Source organism: Microbacterium sp. UBA1612, from assembly GCF_002321605.1.
Taxonomy (GTDB): Bacteria; Actinomycetota; Actinomycetes; order Actinomycetales; family Microbacteriaceae; genus Microbacterium; species Microbacterium luteum.
Genome location: NZ_DCMW01000002.1, coordinates 53,393 through 69,750, shown reverse-complemented (window position 1 = coordinate 69,750; position 16,358 = coordinate 53,393). Strand labels below are relative to the sequence as shown.

General features: G+C 70.5%; 17 protein-coding genes. All 17 read right to left on the bottom strand.

Annotated features, from left to right (window positions below):
• Position 1 precedes the first annotated feature (1 nt).
• The 17 genes from B3S45_RS00485 to B3S45_RS00405 all read right to left on the bottom strand — a co-directional run bounded on the left by B3S45_RS00485 (position 2) and on the right by B3S45_RS00405 (position 16,358).
• Positions 2-1,612, bottom strand: a complete 1,611-nt coding sequence (locus B3S45_RS00485; protein ID WP_286716797.1) for a DHA2 family efflux MFS transporter permease subunit — start codon at positions 1,610-1,612, stop codon at positions 2-4.
• Positions 1,609-3,594: a cytochrome c oxidase assembly protein gene (locus B3S45_RS00480; RefSeq protein WP_286716795.1), complete on the bottom strand. Its 1,986-nt coding sequence runs from the start codon at positions 3,592-3,594 to the stop codon at positions 1,609-1,611. The genes B3S45_RS00485 and B3S45_RS00480 overlap by 4 nt, the downstream gene beginning before the upstream one ends.
• Positions 3,595-3,681: 87 nt before the next feature.
• Positions 3,682-3,969 carry an HU family DNA-binding protein gene (locus tag B3S45_RS00475; protein WP_071045226.1) on the bottom strand — a complete coding sequence of 96 codons (288 nt, stop codon included), beginning with the start codon at positions 3,967-3,969 and terminating at the stop codon, positions 3,682-3,684.
• Between the two features lie 248 nt (positions 3,970-4,217).
• Positions 4,218-5,351, bottom strand: coding sequence for an alpha/beta hydrolase (locus B3S45_RS00470; protein ID WP_286716793.1), 1,134 nt, complete (start codon positions 5,349-5,351; stop codon positions 4,218-4,220).
• A 399-nt stretch (positions 5,352-5,750) separates the two neighbouring features.
• Positions 5,751-6,056, bottom strand: a complete 306-nt coding sequence (rpsN, locus tag B3S45_RS00465; protein WP_071045228.1) for a 30S ribosomal protein S14 — start codon at positions 6,054-6,056, stop codon at positions 5,751-5,753.
• A 2-nt stretch (positions 6,057-6,058) separates the two neighbouring features.
• Positions 6,059-6,229, bottom strand: coding sequence for a 50S ribosomal protein L33 (rpmG, locus tag B3S45_RS00460; RefSeq protein ID WP_013584775.1), 171 nt, complete (start codon positions 6,227-6,229; stop codon positions 6,059-6,061).
• Positions 6,229-6,465 carry a 50S ribosomal protein L28 gene (gene rpmB, locus B3S45_RS00455; RefSeq protein ID WP_071045229.1) on the bottom strand — a complete coding sequence of 79 codons (237 nt, stop codon included), beginning with the start codon at positions 6,463-6,465 and terminating at the stop codon, positions 6,229-6,231. The genes rpmG and rpmB overlap by 1 nt, the downstream gene beginning before the upstream one ends.
• 145 nt (positions 6,466-6,610) lie before the next feature.
• Positions 6,611-7,318, bottom strand: a complete 708-nt coding sequence (locus tag B3S45_RS00450) for a DNA-3-methyladenine glycosylase (protein ID WP_071045289.1) — start codon at positions 7,316-7,318, stop codon at positions 6,611-6,613.
• Positions 7,315-8,721 (bottom strand): hypothetical protein, encoded by a 1,407-nt coding sequence (locus tag B3S45_RS00445; RefSeq protein WP_286716778.1) that lies wholly within the window; start codon positions 8,719-8,721, stop codon positions 7,315-7,317. Before B3S45_RS00445 ends, B3S45_RS00450 begins: the two co-directional genes overlap by 4 nt.
• Positions 8,711-9,709 carry a TIGR03943 family putative permease subunit gene (locus tag B3S45_RS00440; protein WP_286716776.1) on the bottom strand — a complete coding sequence of 333 codons (999 nt, stop codon included), beginning with the start codon at positions 9,707-9,709 and terminating at the stop codon, positions 8,711-8,713. Before B3S45_RS00440 ends, B3S45_RS00445 begins: the two co-directional genes overlap by 11 nt.
• Entirely contained in the window at positions 9,702-10,736 is a 1,035-nt protein-coding gene (locus tag B3S45_RS00435; protein WP_286716775.1) for a permease, read from the bottom strand. Before B3S45_RS00435 ends, B3S45_RS00440 begins: the two co-directional genes overlap by 8 nt.
• Positions 10,723-11,136 (bottom strand): Fur family transcriptional regulator, encoded by a 414-nt coding sequence (locus B3S45_RS00430; protein WP_071045233.1) that lies wholly within the window; start codon positions 11,134-11,136, stop codon positions 10,723-10,725. Before B3S45_RS00430 ends, B3S45_RS00435 begins: the two co-directional genes overlap by 14 nt.
• 44 nt (positions 11,137-11,180) lie before the next feature.
• A complete protein-coding gene (locus tag B3S45_RS00425) occupies positions 11,181-12,047 on the bottom strand; it encodes a metal ABC transporter permease (RefSeq protein ID WP_286716774.1) in 867 nt (288 codons plus the stop codon).
• Positions 12,044-12,850, bottom strand: a complete 807-nt coding sequence (locus B3S45_RS00420; protein ID WP_286716772.1) for a metal ABC transporter ATP-binding protein — start codon at positions 12,848-12,850, stop codon at positions 12,044-12,046. Before B3S45_RS00420 ends, B3S45_RS00425 begins: the two co-directional genes overlap by 4 nt.
• A complete protein-coding gene (locus B3S45_RS00415; protein WP_286716770.1) occupies positions 12,847-13,836 on the bottom strand; it encodes a metal ABC transporter solute-binding protein, Zn/Mn family in 990 nt (329 codons plus the stop codon). Before B3S45_RS00415 ends, B3S45_RS00420 begins: the two co-directional genes overlap by 4 nt.
• A gap of 178 nt (positions 13,837-14,014) precedes the next feature.
• Positions 14,015-15,370 carry a dihydrolipoamide acetyltransferase family protein gene (locus B3S45_RS00410; protein ID WP_286716768.1) on the bottom strand — a complete coding sequence of 452 codons (1,356 nt, stop codon included), beginning with the start codon at positions 15,368-15,370 and terminating at the stop codon, positions 14,015-14,017.
• Between the two features lie 22 nt (positions 15,371-15,392).
• Positions 15,393-16,358, bottom strand: coding sequence for an alpha-ketoacid dehydrogenase subunit beta (locus B3S45_RS00405; RefSeq protein ID WP_071045290.1), 966 nt, complete (start codon positions 16,356-16,358; stop codon positions 15,393-15,395).

Here is a 16,358-nt window from a genome sequence, read left to right as displayed (position 1 = left end):
CTCAGGCCCTGGCGCCGGCCGCGTCGGTCTCGACGGGCTCGACGCGCCGGGGGCCGCGGCCGAGCGCGAACGTGGCACCGAGGCCGACGACGAGGAAGCCGGCCGCGGTGAGCGCCGACAGGCGGGTCCCGTCGGAGAACGCCGCTCTGGCGGCATCCGCAGCCACCCCGGATGGATCGGTCTCATCGAGCACCGCGATCGCGGCACCCGCGCTGTCGACGACCGATGAGACGATCTGATCGCGCTGGTCTTCGGGCACGCCCGCATCGTCGAGGCTGTTCGAGAGGATGCCGCCGGTGGATGTGAACAGCACCGTGCCGAGGATGGCGATGCCGAGCGCCGAGCCGACCTGGCGCGAGGTCGACTGCGTGCCCGATCCCTGCCCGGAGAGGTCGACGGGAACATCCTGCAGGATGACGCCGGTGAGCTGCGCGGTCGCAAGTCCCACCCCGATCCCGTAGACGAACAGTGCCGGCAGCAGCCACCCCCACACCGCGTCGGGTGCGATGACGAGCGCGACCGCCACAACGCCGACGATCTCGGCGGCGATGCCGAACCGCACGATGACGATCGGGTCCACGCGGCCGCTCGTCGCCCCCGCGATGCCACTGGCGACGAAGGAACCGACGGCGAGCGCGAGCAGCACCAGGCCGGTCTGCAGGGCGTCGAAGCCGAGCACGAACTGAAGCCACAGCGGCAGCGACAGGATGAGACCGAACTCGCCGAGCGCGATCACCAGCGCGGCGATGTTGCCGTTCGAGAACGAGCGGATGCGGAACAGCGAGAACTCCAGCAGCGATGGTCGCCCGCGGCGACCGCGCGAGATCCCCCACGAGAGGAAGCCGACGAGTGCGAGCGCGGAGATGGCGAAGGCGACCGGCACCGGTGAGATCGTCCACGGCCATGTGAAGCCGCCGAGGGTGAAGGGCTCGACGCTGGTCCACCAGCCGTAGGTGCGGCCCTCGATGAGGCCGAACACGAGTCCCCCGAACAGCAGCACCGACAGCACCGCACCGACCACGTCGATGCCCTTCGCGCGCGCCTCCTTCGATTCGGCCACCGCGACGGCGATCCCGATGAACACGGCGATCCCGAGCGGGATGTTGATGCCGAACGCCCACCGCCACGAGAAGTCGGTGGTCAGCCACCCGCCGAGAAGCGGCCCGACGGCGGCCATGCCCCCGATCGTCGAGCCCCACACCGCGAACGCGATGCCCCGCTCGCGCCCGCGGAAGGTGGCGTTGATCACCGAGAGGGTCGTCGGAAGGATCATGGCGCCGCCGACGCCCTGCACCAGGCGGGCGAGGATGAGCAGCTCGCCCGTCGGCGCGAGCGCGGCCAGCACGGACGAACCGGCGAAGACGACGACCCCGACGAGCATGAGGCGCTTGCGTCCGAAGCGGTCGGCGAGACTGCCGAACAGCAGCAGCAACGACGCGAACACCAGGGTGTACGCCTCCTGCACCCACTGCACCTCGGTCGACGAGATGCCGAGGTCCTCGACGATCGAGGGAACGGCGACGTTGACGATCGTCGAATCGACGATGATCAGCGACACCGCGACGCTGATGAAGACGAGGCCGACCCAGCGCCGACGGTAGTGATCGGTCATCGACGCAGGGCCTCCTCTGCGCGCTTGTCGCGTTCGGCGAGCTTGGCCAGACGTGCGTTGTACTCCTCGAGCTCGGCATCGCCCGAGCGATCGGCGGCGCGGTCGCGTCGACGCTGCATGCGCTCGTCGCTGCGGCTCCACTGGATCGCCAGCGTGATCGCCACCGTGAGCGTGGGGATCTCCCCCACCGACCACGCGATGCCGCCGCCGAGGTACTGATCATCCAACGGCGGGAGGCCCCACGTGCGCCCCATCGCGCCGTACCACTCCGAGGCCATGAGACCGGTCTGCATCATCATCGCGACGCCGAAGAACGCGTGCATCGCCATGACACCGACCAGCAGCAGCAGTCGCCCCGCATACGGCAGCCGATACGCCACCGGGTCGACACCGATGAGCGTGAGCGCGAAGAGATAGCCGGTGAGCAGGAAGTGCGCGACCATCCACACGTGCCCGATGTGGTCGTACAGCGCCCAGCGGAAGAGGTCGGTGTAGTAGAAGAGCCACAGCGACACCACGAACAGGCCGGCGGCGACGAAGGGGTTGGTGAGCACCCGCATGTACGGCGAGTGCACGATCCACAGAACCCACTCGCGCCCGCCGCGCGTGCCGTCGTCGCGTTTGCGGATGGCCCGTGCCGCGAGCGTCACGGGCGCTCCCGCCACCAGCAGCACCGGGATGCCCATGCTCAGCAGCATGTGACCGAGCATGTGCACGCTGAACAGGTAGTCCTGATAGGCGTTCGGGGCTCCGCACGTGACCCACACCAGCAGCAGCAGACCCGACACCCACATCACGGTGCGGTAGATCGGCCAGGCGTCGCCGCGCCGGTGCAGGCGCCACACGCCGGCGAGGTAGAAGAACAGGCCGAAGCCGGCCGCGAACGCCCACAGCACATCGATGTCCCACACCGTCAGCCAGCGGCTCGGCAGCAGTTCCGCCGGCAGCTCGTCGCCGGTGAGGTAGAACGCCGGCGACACGTCCTCCGGGATGCCGCTGTCGGTCGGCGGCGCGGTGCGGGCGAGGGCGGATGCGGCGCCGCTGGCGATGCCCATGAAGGCGAGTTCCAGGGCGATGAGCATCCAGAACACGCCGCGCGTCGCATCCGTCATGCGGTCGATGAGGCGATTGCGGTAGATCGCGCCCAGCAGGCCGATGGCCACGAGGGCGACGACCTTGACCAGCACGATGACGCCGTAGGGGGTCAGCAGGCCCCCGAGGTCTCCGATGCCGATCGCGGCGCGCACCGTTCCCGAGATCGCGACCACGATGAACGACACCAGGGCGAGCGTGGAGTAGCGCCGCATGGCCCGACGCATGGTCTCGCCGCGAACGATCGGCCGGATGAGCACCATGAGCAGCAGGCCCCCGAGCCACACGGCGGCGCCGATGATGTGCAGCACGAGGGACGACACGGCGAGGTTGTGGTTCGCCTGCTCGCCCGAGTGCCCCTGCGTGCCCATGGGCACGAGCGCGGCGAGGGCGAGGAGCGCGAGCAGGAATGACGGCGTCCACGAGCGCACCGCGAAAGCGAGCACCGTGATGATGGCGCCGAGCACGGTGGTGATCAGCCACACGCGGCCGAGTTCGGTCTCGACGAGGAAACGGCCGAGCTGGGCACCGAACTCGGGACCGAGGCTCAGCTGCGCGTTGAACGAGTCGAGGAAGACGAGGAAGCCGTTCGCGCCGGCGGCGACGGTGAACACCGCGGCCGAGACCGATGCGGCATCGAGCGCCACGTCGAACTCGCGCTCACCCGCCTTCAGCGCGTACAAGGCCACGACGAGGGTGCCGACCATGCCGGCGGCCGCGAGGTTGACCGCGAGCTTGACGACCGGGATCCCCCACCGCACCACGGGGCCCGCATCGCCGAGGATGAGGGGCGCTGCACCACCGCCGTAGGCCAGCGCCCAGACGAGTGCCAGGAGCGCGGCCGCGACGAGGATCACGGGCCCGGCGGCCCGCAGCACGCGGGGACTCACCCCCTAAGCGTAGATCGTTCCCGCTGGGGAACGACCGGAGGGGATGCCGCTCAGCGGCATCCCCTCCGGTGTGGTTCGGCGCGGTCGTTACTTGACGGCAGCCTTCAGCTTCGAGCCGGCGGTCACCTTGACGCGCTTGCCGGCGGGGATGGCGATCTCTTCGCCGGTCTGCGGGTTGCGGCCGGTGCGAGCCGAGGTCTCGACCTGCTCGAACGACAGCCATCCGGGGATCGAGACCTTGTTGCCCTTGGCCACGGCCTCCGAGACGGTGGCGAAGAGGGAGTCGAGCACGCTCGAGACGGCGGACTGGCTCTGGCCGGTCGCGCTGGCGATGCTCGCGACGAGTTCGGTCTTGGTGATGGACTTGTCAGCCATATGTGTGTCCTCCAAGGCGACGGATCGTCGCCTCTCGTTTCTTGGACCGAGCGGCGACTGCCTCCCGGCTTGGTCGGAACGACCGCCTCGAATATACCCACGAACCGCGGAATCATGCGGATTTCGGGCCTCGAGAGGGGGGTCACCCGGCGTGTCGCGGCCTCCGTGGGGCCCGTGTGACGCGTGAGACACCCTTCTCGGCTCGAGAAACACCGCGATGCGCGGTTTCTCGCGGCAATCGCGGTGTCTCACCCCGAGGGCGGTTCGAGCGTGTGCAGGGACCGCAGAGCCGCCACGACGTCGTCGTGCCACCGGCGCGCGAGCGGCAGCGCACCGGTGAACAGCGCGGTGTCATGCGTTCCGCCTCGGTACTGCACGACGCTCGCCGCGACGCCGTCGCGTCGCAGCGCAGCGCCGTACGCGTCACCGTGGCCGCGCAGCGGATCGTACTCGGCGGTGAGGATCACCGCCGACGGCAGACCGCGGTGCGACGCCGCACGGATGGGCGAGGCGAGCGGCTCGCGCGCCGCGGCGGGACGCGGCAGATACGTGCGGGCGACCGAGCGCAGCTCGCGCAGCGCGATGAGCGCTGGAATGCCGAGCGCCCACGTTGCGCGCAGGTCGAGATGGCGACCGGTGAGGTCGACGACCGGCACCTCGAGCAGCTGCAGCCGCAGCGGGTGCCGCGCGCGGTCCCGGTTGACCAGCGTGAGGGCCGCCGCGAGTGAGCCGCCCGCGGAGGTGCCCGCGATGCCGATCCGCTCGGCGTCGATGCCCAGCTCGTCCGCGTGTGCGATGAGCCACTCCAGGCACGCGTACCCCTGCTCGACCTGGGTGGGGTACCGATGCTCGGGAGCCAGCGCGTAGTCGACGGCGATGATCGCGACGCCGGCATCGTGTGCGCGGCGCCGGAAGGCGGCATCCGTCGTGGGGTAGTCGATGCCGCCGATCCGGAACGCTCCCCCGAAGAACGCCAGCACGCCGGGCACGGGCCGTTCGTGCTGGGGCGGATGGTAGACGCGCACCCTCACTTCGGGGAATCCCGGCACCGGAACGACGTGCTCGGTGATGCGCAGCTCCGGCCCCGACGTGCCCACCGTCTCGAGCTCGGTGCGGTCCCATGCGAGGGCCGCGCGGCGGTGCTTCGCGCGGGCGGATGCCGGCGTTCGGGCCGCGCGGCGGCGCTTCGGACGGGCCGGCGCGGGTCGAGACTGGGGCCTGCGTCCGAGACCGGGCCGCGTGCCGCCGGGTCTCGGACGGACACCCGGGTCTCGCGGATGCAGGAGGCCTCGCACGGCGTCGCGCACCCGGTGCCACGCCTTGCCGAGCAGGTAGCGGCGATGCACGCGCAGGCGCTCCGCGAAGAAGGGGTCCAGCGGCATCGTGGCCTCCTCGAGGCGGTGGACGGGAATCCTCGTCGGCGGGTGAGGCCCCCGTGGTGCCTGAGGCGTCCGTCGTGACCCGAGGCGTCCATAGTGCCCGAGGCGTCCATGGCGCCTGAGGCGTCCGTTGTGACCCACCGTACGCGCTCGGAACCACTCCCCCGCGTGCACGAACTCAGGCTGGGGTCTCGCGGGAAGCCCGATTCAGGCCTTTCAGCCGCATTCAGACGCCGTCAGCCTGAGACAGGGCACACGGCGATCGAGGAACGACCAACGGATGCCGGCGGGGATACGACCGGCGGGATCCGCCCGCGGGGATGACGACCGGCGGGATCCGCCCGCGGGGATGACGAAGGCCCGGATCCAGGTGGATCCGGGCCTTCGTGAAACGCGTCTCGCTTACCAGCTCGACTTCGTCACACCGGGGAGTTCCCCACGGTGTGCCATGTCGCGGAAGCGCACGCGCGAGATGCCGAACTTCTTCAGGTGTCCGCGCGGGCGACCGTCGATGACGTCGCGGTTGCGCAGGCGCACCGGCGATGCGTTGCGGGGCAGCTTCTGCAGGCCCACGCGGGCCTCCTCACGCTGCTCGTCGGTCGAGGTCGGGTCGACGAGCTGCTTCTTCAGCTCGAGGCGCTTCGCCGCGTAGCGGTCCACGACCTCCTGGCGCTGCTTGTTGCGCGCGATCTTGCTCTTCTTGGCCATGATCAGCGCTCCTCTCGGAAATCGACGTGCTTGCGGACCACCGGGTCGTACTTCTTCAGCACGATACGGTCGGGGTTGTTGCGGCGGTTCTTGCGCGTGACGTAGGTGTATCCCGTGCCCGCGGTCGAACGCAGCTTGATGATCGGACGGACGTCCTGAGCCTTCTTCGCCATTAGAGCTTCACACCCTTCGCGACGAGGTCCTTCACAACCGACTCGATACCGCGCGCGTCGATCACCTTGATGCCCTTGGCGGACACGTTCAGGGTGACCTTACGACCGAGCGACGGAACGTAGTAGGTCTTCTTCTGCACGTTCGGGTCGAAGCGGCGCTTCGTCCGTCGGTGCGAGTGGCTGATGTTGTGACCGAAGCCGGGAACCGCTCCAGTCACCTGGCACACTGCGGCCATGGTGTCTCCTTCTGTACCGTGAAGCCGGACGGCTCCACCCAAGATCCCTTGTCTGCGCCCCGCACCGAAGACGTCCCGTTTGCGGGTCGAGCGATGGTGTGGGGTGCGAACTACGCGCTGGAGTGCGCGCAGACAAACAACCACCCTAGCACGTCGGGCGTGTCGGCTCCGACAGGGCGGCCGCTCCCCTCCCCCACCGGAAGGCGGAGACGGTCGGATCCCCCTCGATCCAGAAGCGCCACGGATACTCCGCGGTGCCGGCGACGCCGGCCACTCCCACGCGCGGACCGCGGGCGACCGCCGCGAGCGGCTCCTCGCGAAGCCACAGTCGGGCCCGTGCGCCGGCTCGCTCGTCCGGCTCGATCGCGTCGATCCCGTCGTGGACCGGATGCCGCAGGCCAACCGCGTCGCCCAGTCGACCCGGACCGCGGGCGAGGTCACGCGGTCGGCGCACGACGCCGCGACCGGCGGTACGGCGCCGGAGCGCAGCATCCTCACCGTCGACGATCTCACCGGCGCGCAGCAGGATGCCGCCGGCTCCGCCGGCGGGGGCGGCCACGACGTTGACGCACGAGTGGATGCCGTGGCTGAGGTAGATGTAGAGGTGACCCGGCTCGCCCCACATCGTGGCGTTCCGCGCCGTGGGACCCATCCGCGCGTGCGAGCCCGGATCGGGCACGTCGCCGGTTCCGAGCCCGAGATAGGCCTCGACCTCGGTGATGCGCACCACCACCCGCTCCTCGGCGACGTCGGTCACGAGCACGCCGCCGAGCAGGCGTGGCGCCACGTCCACGGCGAGCGCGCGCAGGTCCTCGCGCGCGGCGGGGCGCAGTCCGTCGCCGACCCCGCTCATCCGGGCGGCAGCCGGCACCACGACGCGTCGAACCCCGCGAGCGCCACGATCTCCGCGTTGTCGGCGAGGGAGAGGATGTGGGTCTCGACCCGCTCGGGCAGCGGGAGCAGATACCCGTCGTAGCGGTTCGAGACGACGTCGGGGGCGATGAGCACGGCCGCATACCGCCCGCTGGGCGACACGCACGTCTGGAGAACGGTGTCTTCGTTGGGCACATCCATCACGATCGCGGTCTCACCCTCGTCGTCGACGGTCGCGATCGTGGTGGCGATGGGCTGTCCGCCCTCGTCGCGCAAGGACGTCGTGCGCAGGGTGCCGCCGCCGGGAAGAGGCTCCACGTCGTTGAGGGTGCCGAGGTCTTCTGCCGAGGCGACGAGGGGCGTCTCGTCACCGGTCGAGAGGTCGAGCACCACCCATCCTTCCGGACGATCGATGACGGCCTCCGACGTGCCGGGGGTGATGCCGGCGATCGCGTTCGCCAGTCCGAACGAGGCCGGGTTCTCCCCCGTCGGCCCGGTGAGCGTCAGGGCGCTGTCGAACCCGACGAACAGCACGCTGTCGGTGTCGGGCACGAACGACCACGAATCGACGCGCGCGTCGCTCCCCTCGACGGCGACCTGCACGGGCGCCTCCTCGGCGGCGGAGTCGTCGACCGATGCCGTGAACAGCGCACTCTCGAGGGCGCCCTCGGTGCCGACCGCCGCGTCGGTGAAGAGGTAGCCGATCCGATCGCCCCGGTCGGCGGCCTGCAGGTCGGAGATCGTGCCCTCGCCCGGCAGGGCCAGCGTGCGCTCGTTCTGCCCATCGTGGTCGGTGACGATCAGCTGCGACTGATCGTTCTCATCCCGCACCGAGAACACCAGGTGGTCGGCGGTGATGCGGAAGTCCTCGATCGCGGGGTGCGTGAACACCGGGATCGCCTGCTCGCCGTCGAGGTCGGTGACGAAGACCGTGTCGCCGTTCTCGCCGCCGCGCTGCAGCAGGAACAGGTCGATGCCGGGGGTCGTGAAGGTTTCGGTGAGGGTCGAGGTGGCTCCGCCCCCCAGCCCGGTCACGTCGTCGATCGTCACGGTGTACTCGGTCTCATCCCACAGTGGCAGGGTGAACCGCACCCCGACGCTGCGCCCCGAGGTGTCCACCGCGAACGGGACTGCCGGGGTGATCGTCACCTGCGAGGCGTCGACCTCCTGCAGCGACTGGGTCGTCGTGAAGATGACGCGGGTGCCGGATGCTTCCACGGCGGCCTCGGGATCCACCGCGACGTCGGTCGCACGCGGCCCCTGGGCGACGCTCACGGCGGCGCCGACGGCGGCGAGCACCACGAGGGTCGCCACGACGATCGCGAAGACGGCCGCGAAGCCGAGCGGGCGCCGACGCGCGGCCTCAGGCCTGTCAGTACTCATACGGGTCCTCGGGCTCGTCGATCGCGGACACCTCGGCCGCATCGACCGTCAGCGTGCCGTCGCTCGCGGCCCGCACGGTGCCGGAGACCTCGACCCACTGCCCCGCCTCGGGTGCCGCCTCCCCGGAGGCGATCGGCACGCTGGCCGGCTGCGCGTCGATGACGCAGTGGGTGATGACCAGGCGGGTCAGGCCGAACCCGTCGTCGGTCGGGGCGACGAACCCGGTGAGGGTGACCTCCTGGCCGTCGAAGGTCTCCGGCGAGGTGGAGGTCGCGAACACCGTCGCCCACTCGCCGATGCCGAACGTGGAGGTGTCGCCGGATGCGGCGAGGGTCACCGCATCCTGACCCGCGAACAGCGGGGTGACGCCGACGTCGCGCGCGAGTGCCATCTCGGCCGACAGCGAGGTGGCGGGAAGGACGAGGGCCAGCAGCACGACCCCCGAGGCGATGGCGCCGCCGATGATCGACGCGGCGAGGGCGAGCGGATGCGCGTGGTGGGCGTGCCCAGGGGGACGAGCGTCGTGCGGAGCGGCGTCGGACGGATGCGGCTCGTCGGGCGTGCCACCCTCACGGGGCGGCGCCGCTGCGACCGACGCGCTCGCGGCGGCCTCGCGAGCCGCGCGGGCTTGCGCACGCGAGGTCGGACGCGCGTCGGTTTCCTGGAGGGTCGAGACGCCGGAAGCATCGGGCCCTGCGCTCGCGTCCGGCTCCTGCTCCGGAGCGCGCCGGCGTGGTCCCGGGGCAGGCGCGGACGGCGGCGGACCGTGCTCGTGCCCGTGCTCAGCTTCGGCCCCCAAGGGGAGCGCGAACGAGGCGACCGCCCCGACGAGCAGGAGCACCGCCATCGACACCGCGAACCACGACGAGTCGGGGTTGATGTAGAGGTCGAGGTCGCCGGTGAGGGCGAGCGAGACGGTGACCACGGCGATGATCGCCGCGAGTCCGACACCGAGCCAGCGCGTGCCGAGCGCTCCGAGGTCACGCAAAGAGGTTCACCCCCGTCGCGATGGCGAATGCGCTGAGAACGACCACGACGACCACGCCGGCGAGGGTGCGGGTGGTGAAGGTGGTGCGCAGCAGCGCGAGCATCTTGACGTCGACGAGGGGCCCGACCAGCAGGAACGCGACGATGGACCCCGGAGTGAAGGTGGAGGCGAACGACAGCGCGAAGAACGAGTCGACGTTGGAGCAGATCGACACCACCATCGCCAGCGCGATCATCGCGACGATCGACAGGGCGGGGTCGGATCCGATCGCCAGCAGCGTCTCTCGCGGCACGAGCACCTGCACCGCCCCGGCGATCGCGGAGCCGATGATGAGGGCGGGCATCACCGCCCGCAGCTCCACGACGAACTGCGCGAGGCTGCGGCGGACGCGTCCGCCCGGCTCGTGTGCGACCAGTTCGCATGTCTCGCGGAAGCGCTCCGTGAGCAGGCCGTCGGGGTCGCGGTGCAGGCTGTACAGCCATCCGATGAGGTTCGCGATGAGGTAGCCGCCGACCAGGCGGGCGATGAGGATGCCGTCGTCGAATCCGAACGCGGCGTGCGTCGTGATGATGACGATCGGGTTCACGATCGGTGCCGCGATGAGGAAGGTCATCGTCTCGGGCACGCTGAATCCGCGCATCAGAAGCCCGCGCGCGAACGGCACATTCCCGCACTCGCATACGGGGATGAGCATCCCGAGCAGCGACAGAACGGCGCGGCGGGCCCACGCCGCGCGCGGGAGCCACCGCTCGATGACGCCGGGCGGCACCCACACCTGCACCACGATCGAGAGCACGACGCCCAGGGCGATGAACGGCAGCGACTCGATCAGCACGCTGATCGCGAGGGTCAGCCCGTCTTGCGCGCGCGTGGAGAGCGAGAGCGGGTAGAGCGACGGCAGCAGCAGGTCGATGGCGAACAGCGCCAGCACCACAGCCACGCCGGCTCCCGCCCACACCAGCGCGCGGGCGGTCGACGACGGCTCGTGGAGGGTCTCCGAGCGGCGGCGCGTGTCAGTCGACGGCACGCTCGTTCGCCTGGGCGGCCGTGCATGCGGCGCACAGGCCGAAGATGTCGACGATGTGCTCGGCCTGGGTGAAGCCGTGCTGCGAGGCGGTCGCGTGAGCCCACGTCTCGACGTCGCTCGCGGCGATCTCGACGGTCAGCCCGCAGGATCGACAGATCAGGTGATGGTGATGGCCCGGCGATTCGCAGGCGCGGTAGAGATTCTCTCCTTCGGGGCTCTGCAGGGAATCGGCCTCGCCCTTGGCGGCCAGGCCCGCGAGTGCTCGGTAGACGGTGGCCAGCCCGATGCCCGTATTCTCCTCACGAAGGTGAGCGTGCAGCGCCTGGGCGCTGACGAATCCGGGGGAATCTCCGAGCGCCTCACGCACGCGCTCGCGCTGCCAGGTGTTGCGCTCGACCATGCCGCGAGTCTACCCGCGGCGCCTGGGCAAGCCCCGGGCGATTCTTATGCGAACCGTTCGCGGGTGACGCGGCCCCGCCGGCGGCCGACGACGCGACAGACGAGATAGATGACGAACGAGATGGTGGTGATGTAGGGGCTCACCGGCAGGGTGCCCGCGATCGCCAGCAGGATGCCGCCGACGGCCGAGACGAACCCGAAGACGGCCGACAGCACCGGCACGGCGAGCGAGCCGGAGGCCACGCGCATCGCGGCGGCGGCGGGAGTGACCAGCAGCGCCATCACCAGGAGCGCGCCGATGATGTGCACCGCGACGGCGACGATGAGCCCGAGCAGGAGCATGAAGCCGAGCGAGACGGCCGTCGTGGGCACGCCCCGCGCGGCGGCGGCCTGCGGGTCGAGGGAGTCGAATCGCAGGGGGCGCCAGATGAGCAGCAGGCCGAGCATCACGAGGGCCCCGATGCCGATGAGCCAGCCGAGCTGATCGGACTGCACGGAGACGATCTGACCGGTGAGCAGGCTGAACCGATTCGCGCTGCGGCCGCTGTAGAGCGACAGGAAGAGGATGCCGAGGCCGAGGCCGAAGGGCATGAGCACGCCGATGATGGAGTTGCGGTCGCGCGCGCGGGCGCCGAGCCATCCGATCAGCGCCGCAGCCACGAGGGATCCCACGATCGACCCCGTGACCACATCGAGGCCGATGAGAAGGAACGCGGCGGCCCCGGCGAAGGACAGTTCGCTGATGCCGTGCACGGCGAAGGCCATGTCGCGCTGGATGACGAACACGCCGATCAGGCCGCCGACGAGCCCCAGCACGGCGCCGGCGACGACGGAGTTCCACACCAGCTCGAGGATCTGCCCGTAGTACGGCAGCCCGCCGAACATCGCGTCCCACACGTCAGCCCAGTTCATGCGCCGACCTCGTCGTGGTGGTGGTGGTGCTCTTCGGCGTCGGGCGCGCCCACGACGACGAGGCGTCCGCCGGCCTTGAGCACGTAGACGGGGGCGCCGTAGAGGCGGGTCAGGGTGGCCGACTCGAGCACCTCGTCGGGGCGGCCGAGCGAGAAGCGGCCGTTCGCGATGTAGAGGATGCGGTCGACGCGATCGAGCACCGGGTTGATGTCGTGGGTGACGAAGAGCACGGCTGCGTCGGTGGCGCGACGATGCCGGTCGATGAGACCGATCACCGCGCGCTGGTTGGCGAGGTCGAGGCTGGTGAGGGGCTCATCGCACAGCAGGAGGGGCGGATCGTCGGCGAGCGCCTGTCCGACCCGGAGGCGCTGCTGCTCGCCGCCGGAGAGCTCCCCGACGCGACGGTCGGCGTAGTCTCCGGCGCCGACGGCCTCGAGGAGGCGGTCGACGCGAGCACGGTCGCCGCGTCGGGGGAGCGGGAACCCGAACCGATGGCCGTCGACGCCGAGGGCGACGAGGTCGCGGGCGCGCAGGGCGGTCTCGGGCGGCAGGGGACGCTGCTGCGGGATGTATCCGATCCGGCGGTTGCCGGCCCCGCGCACCTGCTCACCGAGCGCGGTCACACTGCCCTCGCTCAGCTGCTCGAGGCCGAGGATCGCCCGCAGCAGGGTGGTCTTGCCCGAGCCGCTCGGCCCGAGCACGGCGATCAGCTCGCCGGGCTGCACCTCGAGGTCGAGCCCCGCCCACAGTTCGCGGCCGTCGCGCCGCAGCGCCGCGCCGCGGATCTGGAGCGGAGGCGTCACTCCGTCAGCGCGTCGGCCATCGCCGCGACGTTCGCCTGCATCCACGAGACATAAGTCTCCCCCTCCGGGAGGGTTTCGGAGAATTCGAGGACCGGAATGCCCTGCGCGTCAGCCTCGTCGATGATCTGCGTGGTCTCGGCACCGCCGGTCTGCGCGTTGACGATGACGAGACGCACATCGCCCGACTCGAGGAGCGTGAGGGATTCCAGGAGGGTCGCGGGAGCGACATCCTGACCCTCTTCGACCGCCTCCGTGAAGGCCTCGGGGGCGACGTTGACGAGGCCCGCGTCCGACGACAGGTAGAGCGGAACCGGCTCGGTCACGAAGATCTCGTCGCCCTCGTGATCGGTCGCGACGGCGGCGAGGTCGTCTTCGATGGTCGCGATCTCTTCGACGAACGCGGCGAGGTTGGCCTCGTACGTCTCCGCCTGCTCCGGGTCGTGCTCGCTCAGCTCCTCGGCGATCGCCTCGGCGACGTGCTCCATCGTGTGAGGGTCGTACCAGACGTGCTCGTTGAAGCCCTCGATGTGCTCGTGCTCGTGCTCCTCCTCTTCGGCCGCTTCCTCCTCGGCCTCCTCCTCTTCGGAGTGGTCGTGCTCGGCCTCTTCGCCGGGGTAGTCGTGCGAGTACTCCACCGCGGTGATGACGTGCGCCTCCGATCCGCTCGATTCGATCATCGCGTCGACGAACGCGTCGTACCCGCCGCCGTTCTCGATGATGATGTCGGCCTCGCTGACCACCAGCTGGTCCTGCGCGCTGCCCTCGTACTCGTGCGGGTCCTGTGCGGAGCTGTCGATGATCGAGGTGACGGTGACCGCGTCTCCCCCGATCTGCTCGGCGATCTGACCGTAGACGTTGGTCGAGGCGACGACGGTGATCGTGTCGTCGCTGTCGGCCGGCTCGGTGGCCGCGGAGCCGCATCCGGCCAGCACGAGGACGGTGCCGGCTGCGATACCGACGGAGGGCAGGATTCGGGAGTCGCGCATGGGGAGATCCTACGCCTACTGATAATGGTTCCCAAAATCATGAGCAAGAGCCCGCCATCCATGCTCCCCCGCTCACCCTCGCGCGGTTCACCTGTCACCGGATGCCGCATCCCCACACCACAGCGACAATGAGCGGCACCCAACGCCCGGTCGTGGGCGCCCGGACGCGAAACGGCGGCTACTCGACGAGGAGGGCGGGCTCCTCGAGGACGGCGGCGATGTCGGCGATGAAGCGGGAGACCTGGTCGCCGTCGACGACACGGTGGTCGAACGAACCCGACACGGTCGTGACCCACCGGGGCCGCACCTCGCCGTCGACCACCCACGGCTTCTGCCGGATGGCGCCGAGGGCGACGATGCCGACCTCACCCGGGTTGATGATCGGCGTTCCGGCGTCGACCCCGAAAACGCCGATGTTCGTGATCGTGATCGTGCCGTTCTGCTGGTCGGCCGGGGTCGTCTTGCCCTCGCGCGCCGTGAGCGTCAGCTTCTCGAGCGCCTTCGCCGTCTCGCGCACCGACAGCGCCTGCGCGTCCTTGATGTTGGGGACCAGCAGCCCGCGCGGCGTCGCCGCCGCGATGCCGAGGTTCACGAAGTGACGCACGCGGATCTGGGCGCCCTCCTCAGTGTCGACCCACGCGGCGTTCACCATCGGGGTGCGGCGCACAGCCCACACCACGGCGCGGGCCATGATCAGCAGCGGCGACACCTTGGTGTCGGCGAACTCCGGCGAGGCTTTGAGACGCTTGACGAGCTCCATCGTGCGCGTCGCGTCGACGTCGACCCACACCGACACGTGCGGGGCGGTGTAGGCCGAGCGCACCATACCGCTGGCGGTCGCCTTGCGCACACCGCGCACCGGAATGGTCTCCTCGCGGTCGTCCGCCGGTGACGCCGCGGCGGCGACGGGGGCGGAGGGCTCCGAGGCGGTCACCGGGATCGTCTCCTCCCGCACCTCGCCCCACGCGGGCGTCTCGATGTTGCGGAAGACGCTTGCCTGCGAGGCGTGCGCCACGACGTCGTCGCGGGTCACCTCGCCGGCAGCGCCGGTCGGGGTCACGGCCGAGAGGTCGACCCCGAGGTCGCGGGCGAGCTTGCGGATGGGCGGCTTGGCCACCACGCCGACCGACGACGTGATGCGCTCCGCGGCCGACACCGGCGGCTTCCGACGCCGGGACTGGACCGGGCCGCCGGAGCCGTAGCCGACGAGGACCGATCCCGATCCGTCGGGTTCCGGCGCCTCGGCGGACTCCCCGTGCTCCGAGCGACCGACGGTGGTGTCGGCGCCGGAGGCGGCATCCGCAATGGTGATGATCGCCGCACCCACCTCGACGGTGTCGCCCTCGGCGACGAGCAGATCGCCGACGGTGCCGGCGAACGGCGAGGGGAGCTCGACGAGCGACTTGGCCGTCTCGATCTCGACGATCACGTCGTTGACGGCGATCTCGTCGCCGGGAGAGACCCGCCACGAGACGATCTCGGCCTCGGTGAGACCCTCCCCGACGTCGGGGAGGACGAATGTCTGCGTGCTCATGGCGTTCCTCTGCTGGGGCGGGTCAGTAGGCGAGGGCGCGGTCGACGGCCTCGAGGATGCGGTCGGGATCGGGCAGGTAGACGCCTTCGAGCTTGGCGGCGGGGAAGGGCGTGTCGAAACCCGACACGCGCAGCACCGGCGCCTCGAGAGCGTAGAACGCCTTCTCGGTCACCGTCGCCGCGATCTCCGATCCGAGGCTGACGAACCCGGGCGCCTCCTGCGCGTAGACCATGCGGCCGGTGCGCCGCACCGAGTCGAGGAGGGGGCCGTAGTCGACCGGCGAGAGCGAGCGCACGTCGACCACTTCGCAGCTGGTCCCCTCGGACTCCGCAAGAGCGGCCGCCTGCAGGAGGGTCGTCACCATGGCGCCGTGACCGACGAGGGTGACGTCGGTGCCGCGCCGCACGACACGGGAGGCGTGCAACGGCACGGCCGGGGCCGTGAGATCGACCTCGCCCTTCTGCCAGTAGCGTGCCTTCGGCTCGAGGAAGACGACGGGATCGGGCGACTCGATCGCCTCCTGGATCATCCAGTACGCGTCGTTCGGCGTCGACGGGCTCACCACGCGCAGCCCGGGCGTGTGGGCGAAGTAGGTCTCGGGCGATTCCTGGTGGTGCTCGACCGCGCCGATGTGTCCGCCGTAGGGGATGCGGATCACGACGGGCATCTGCACGGCGCCCTCGTGGCGGTTGGTGATCTTCGCCAGCTGCGTCGTGATCTGATCGAACGCCGGGAAGACGAACCCGTCGAACTGGATCTCGATCACCGGGCGGAATCCGCCCATCGCCAGGCCGATCGCGGTGCCGACGATGCCGGACTCGGCGAGCGGCGTGTCGAGCACGCGACGCTCGCCGAACTCGGCCTGCAGCCCCTCCGTCACGCGGAAGACGCCGCCGAGTCGGCCGATGTCCTCGCCCATGAGCAGCACGCGGTCGCTCGCGGACATCGCCGCGCGCAGGCCGGCGTTGAGGGCCTTCGCGATCGGCAT

Excerpts from the sequence above, each read along its gene's own strand:
- B3S45_RS00485 (WP_286716797.1), bottom strand. The coding sequence starts at position 1,612 with ATGACCGATCACTACCGTCGGCGCTGGGTCGGCCTCGTCTTCATCAGC.
- B3S45_RS00475 (WP_071045226.1), bottom strand. The coding sequence starts at position 3,969 with ATGGCTGACAAGTCCATCACCAAGACCGAACTCGTCGCGAGCATCGCC.
- B3S45_RS00470 (WP_286716793.1), bottom strand. The coding sequence starts at position 5,351 with ATGCCGCTGGACCCCTTCTTCGCGGAGCGCCTGCGCGTGCATCGCCGC.
- rpsN (WP_071045228.1), bottom strand. The coding sequence starts at position 6,056 with ATGGCCAAGAAGAGCAAGATCGCGCGCAACAAGCAGCGCCAGGAGGTC.
- rpmG (WP_013584775.1), bottom strand. The coding sequence starts at position 6,229 with ATGGCGAAGAAGGCTCAGGACGTCCGTCCGATCATCAAGCTGCGTTCG.
- rpmB (WP_071045229.1), bottom strand. The coding sequence starts at position 6,465 with ATGGCCGCAGTGTGCCAGGTGACTGGAGCGGTTCCCGGCTTCGGTCAC.
- B3S45_RS00450 (WP_071045289.1), bottom strand. The coding sequence starts at position 7,318 with ATGAGCGGGGTCGGCGACGGACTGCGCCCCGCCGCGCGCGAGGACCTG.
- B3S45_RS00445 (WP_286716778.1), bottom strand. The coding sequence starts at position 8,721 with ATGAGTACTGACAGGCCTGAGGCCGCGCGTCGGCGCCCGCTCGGCTTC.
- B3S45_RS00430 (WP_071045233.1), bottom strand. The coding sequence starts at position 11,136 with ATGGTCGAGCGCAACACCTGGCAGCGCGAGCGCGTGCGTGAGGCGCTC.
- B3S45_RS00425 (WP_286716774.1), bottom strand. The coding sequence starts at position 12,047 with ATGAACTGGGCTGACGTGTGGGACGCGATGTTCGGCGGGCTGCCGTAC.
- B3S45_RS00415 (WP_286716770.1), bottom strand. The coding sequence starts at position 13,836 with ATGCGCGACTCCCGAATCCTGCCCTCCGTCGGTATCGCAGCCGGCACC.
- B3S45_RS00410 (WP_286716768.1), bottom strand. The coding sequence starts at position 15,370 with ATGAGCACGCAGACATTCGTCCTCCCCGACGTCGGGGAGGGTCTCACC.
- B3S45_RS00405 (WP_071045290.1), bottom strand. The coding sequence starts at position 16,358 with ATGCCGATCGCGAAGGCCCTCAACGCCGGCCTGCGCGCGGCGATGTCC.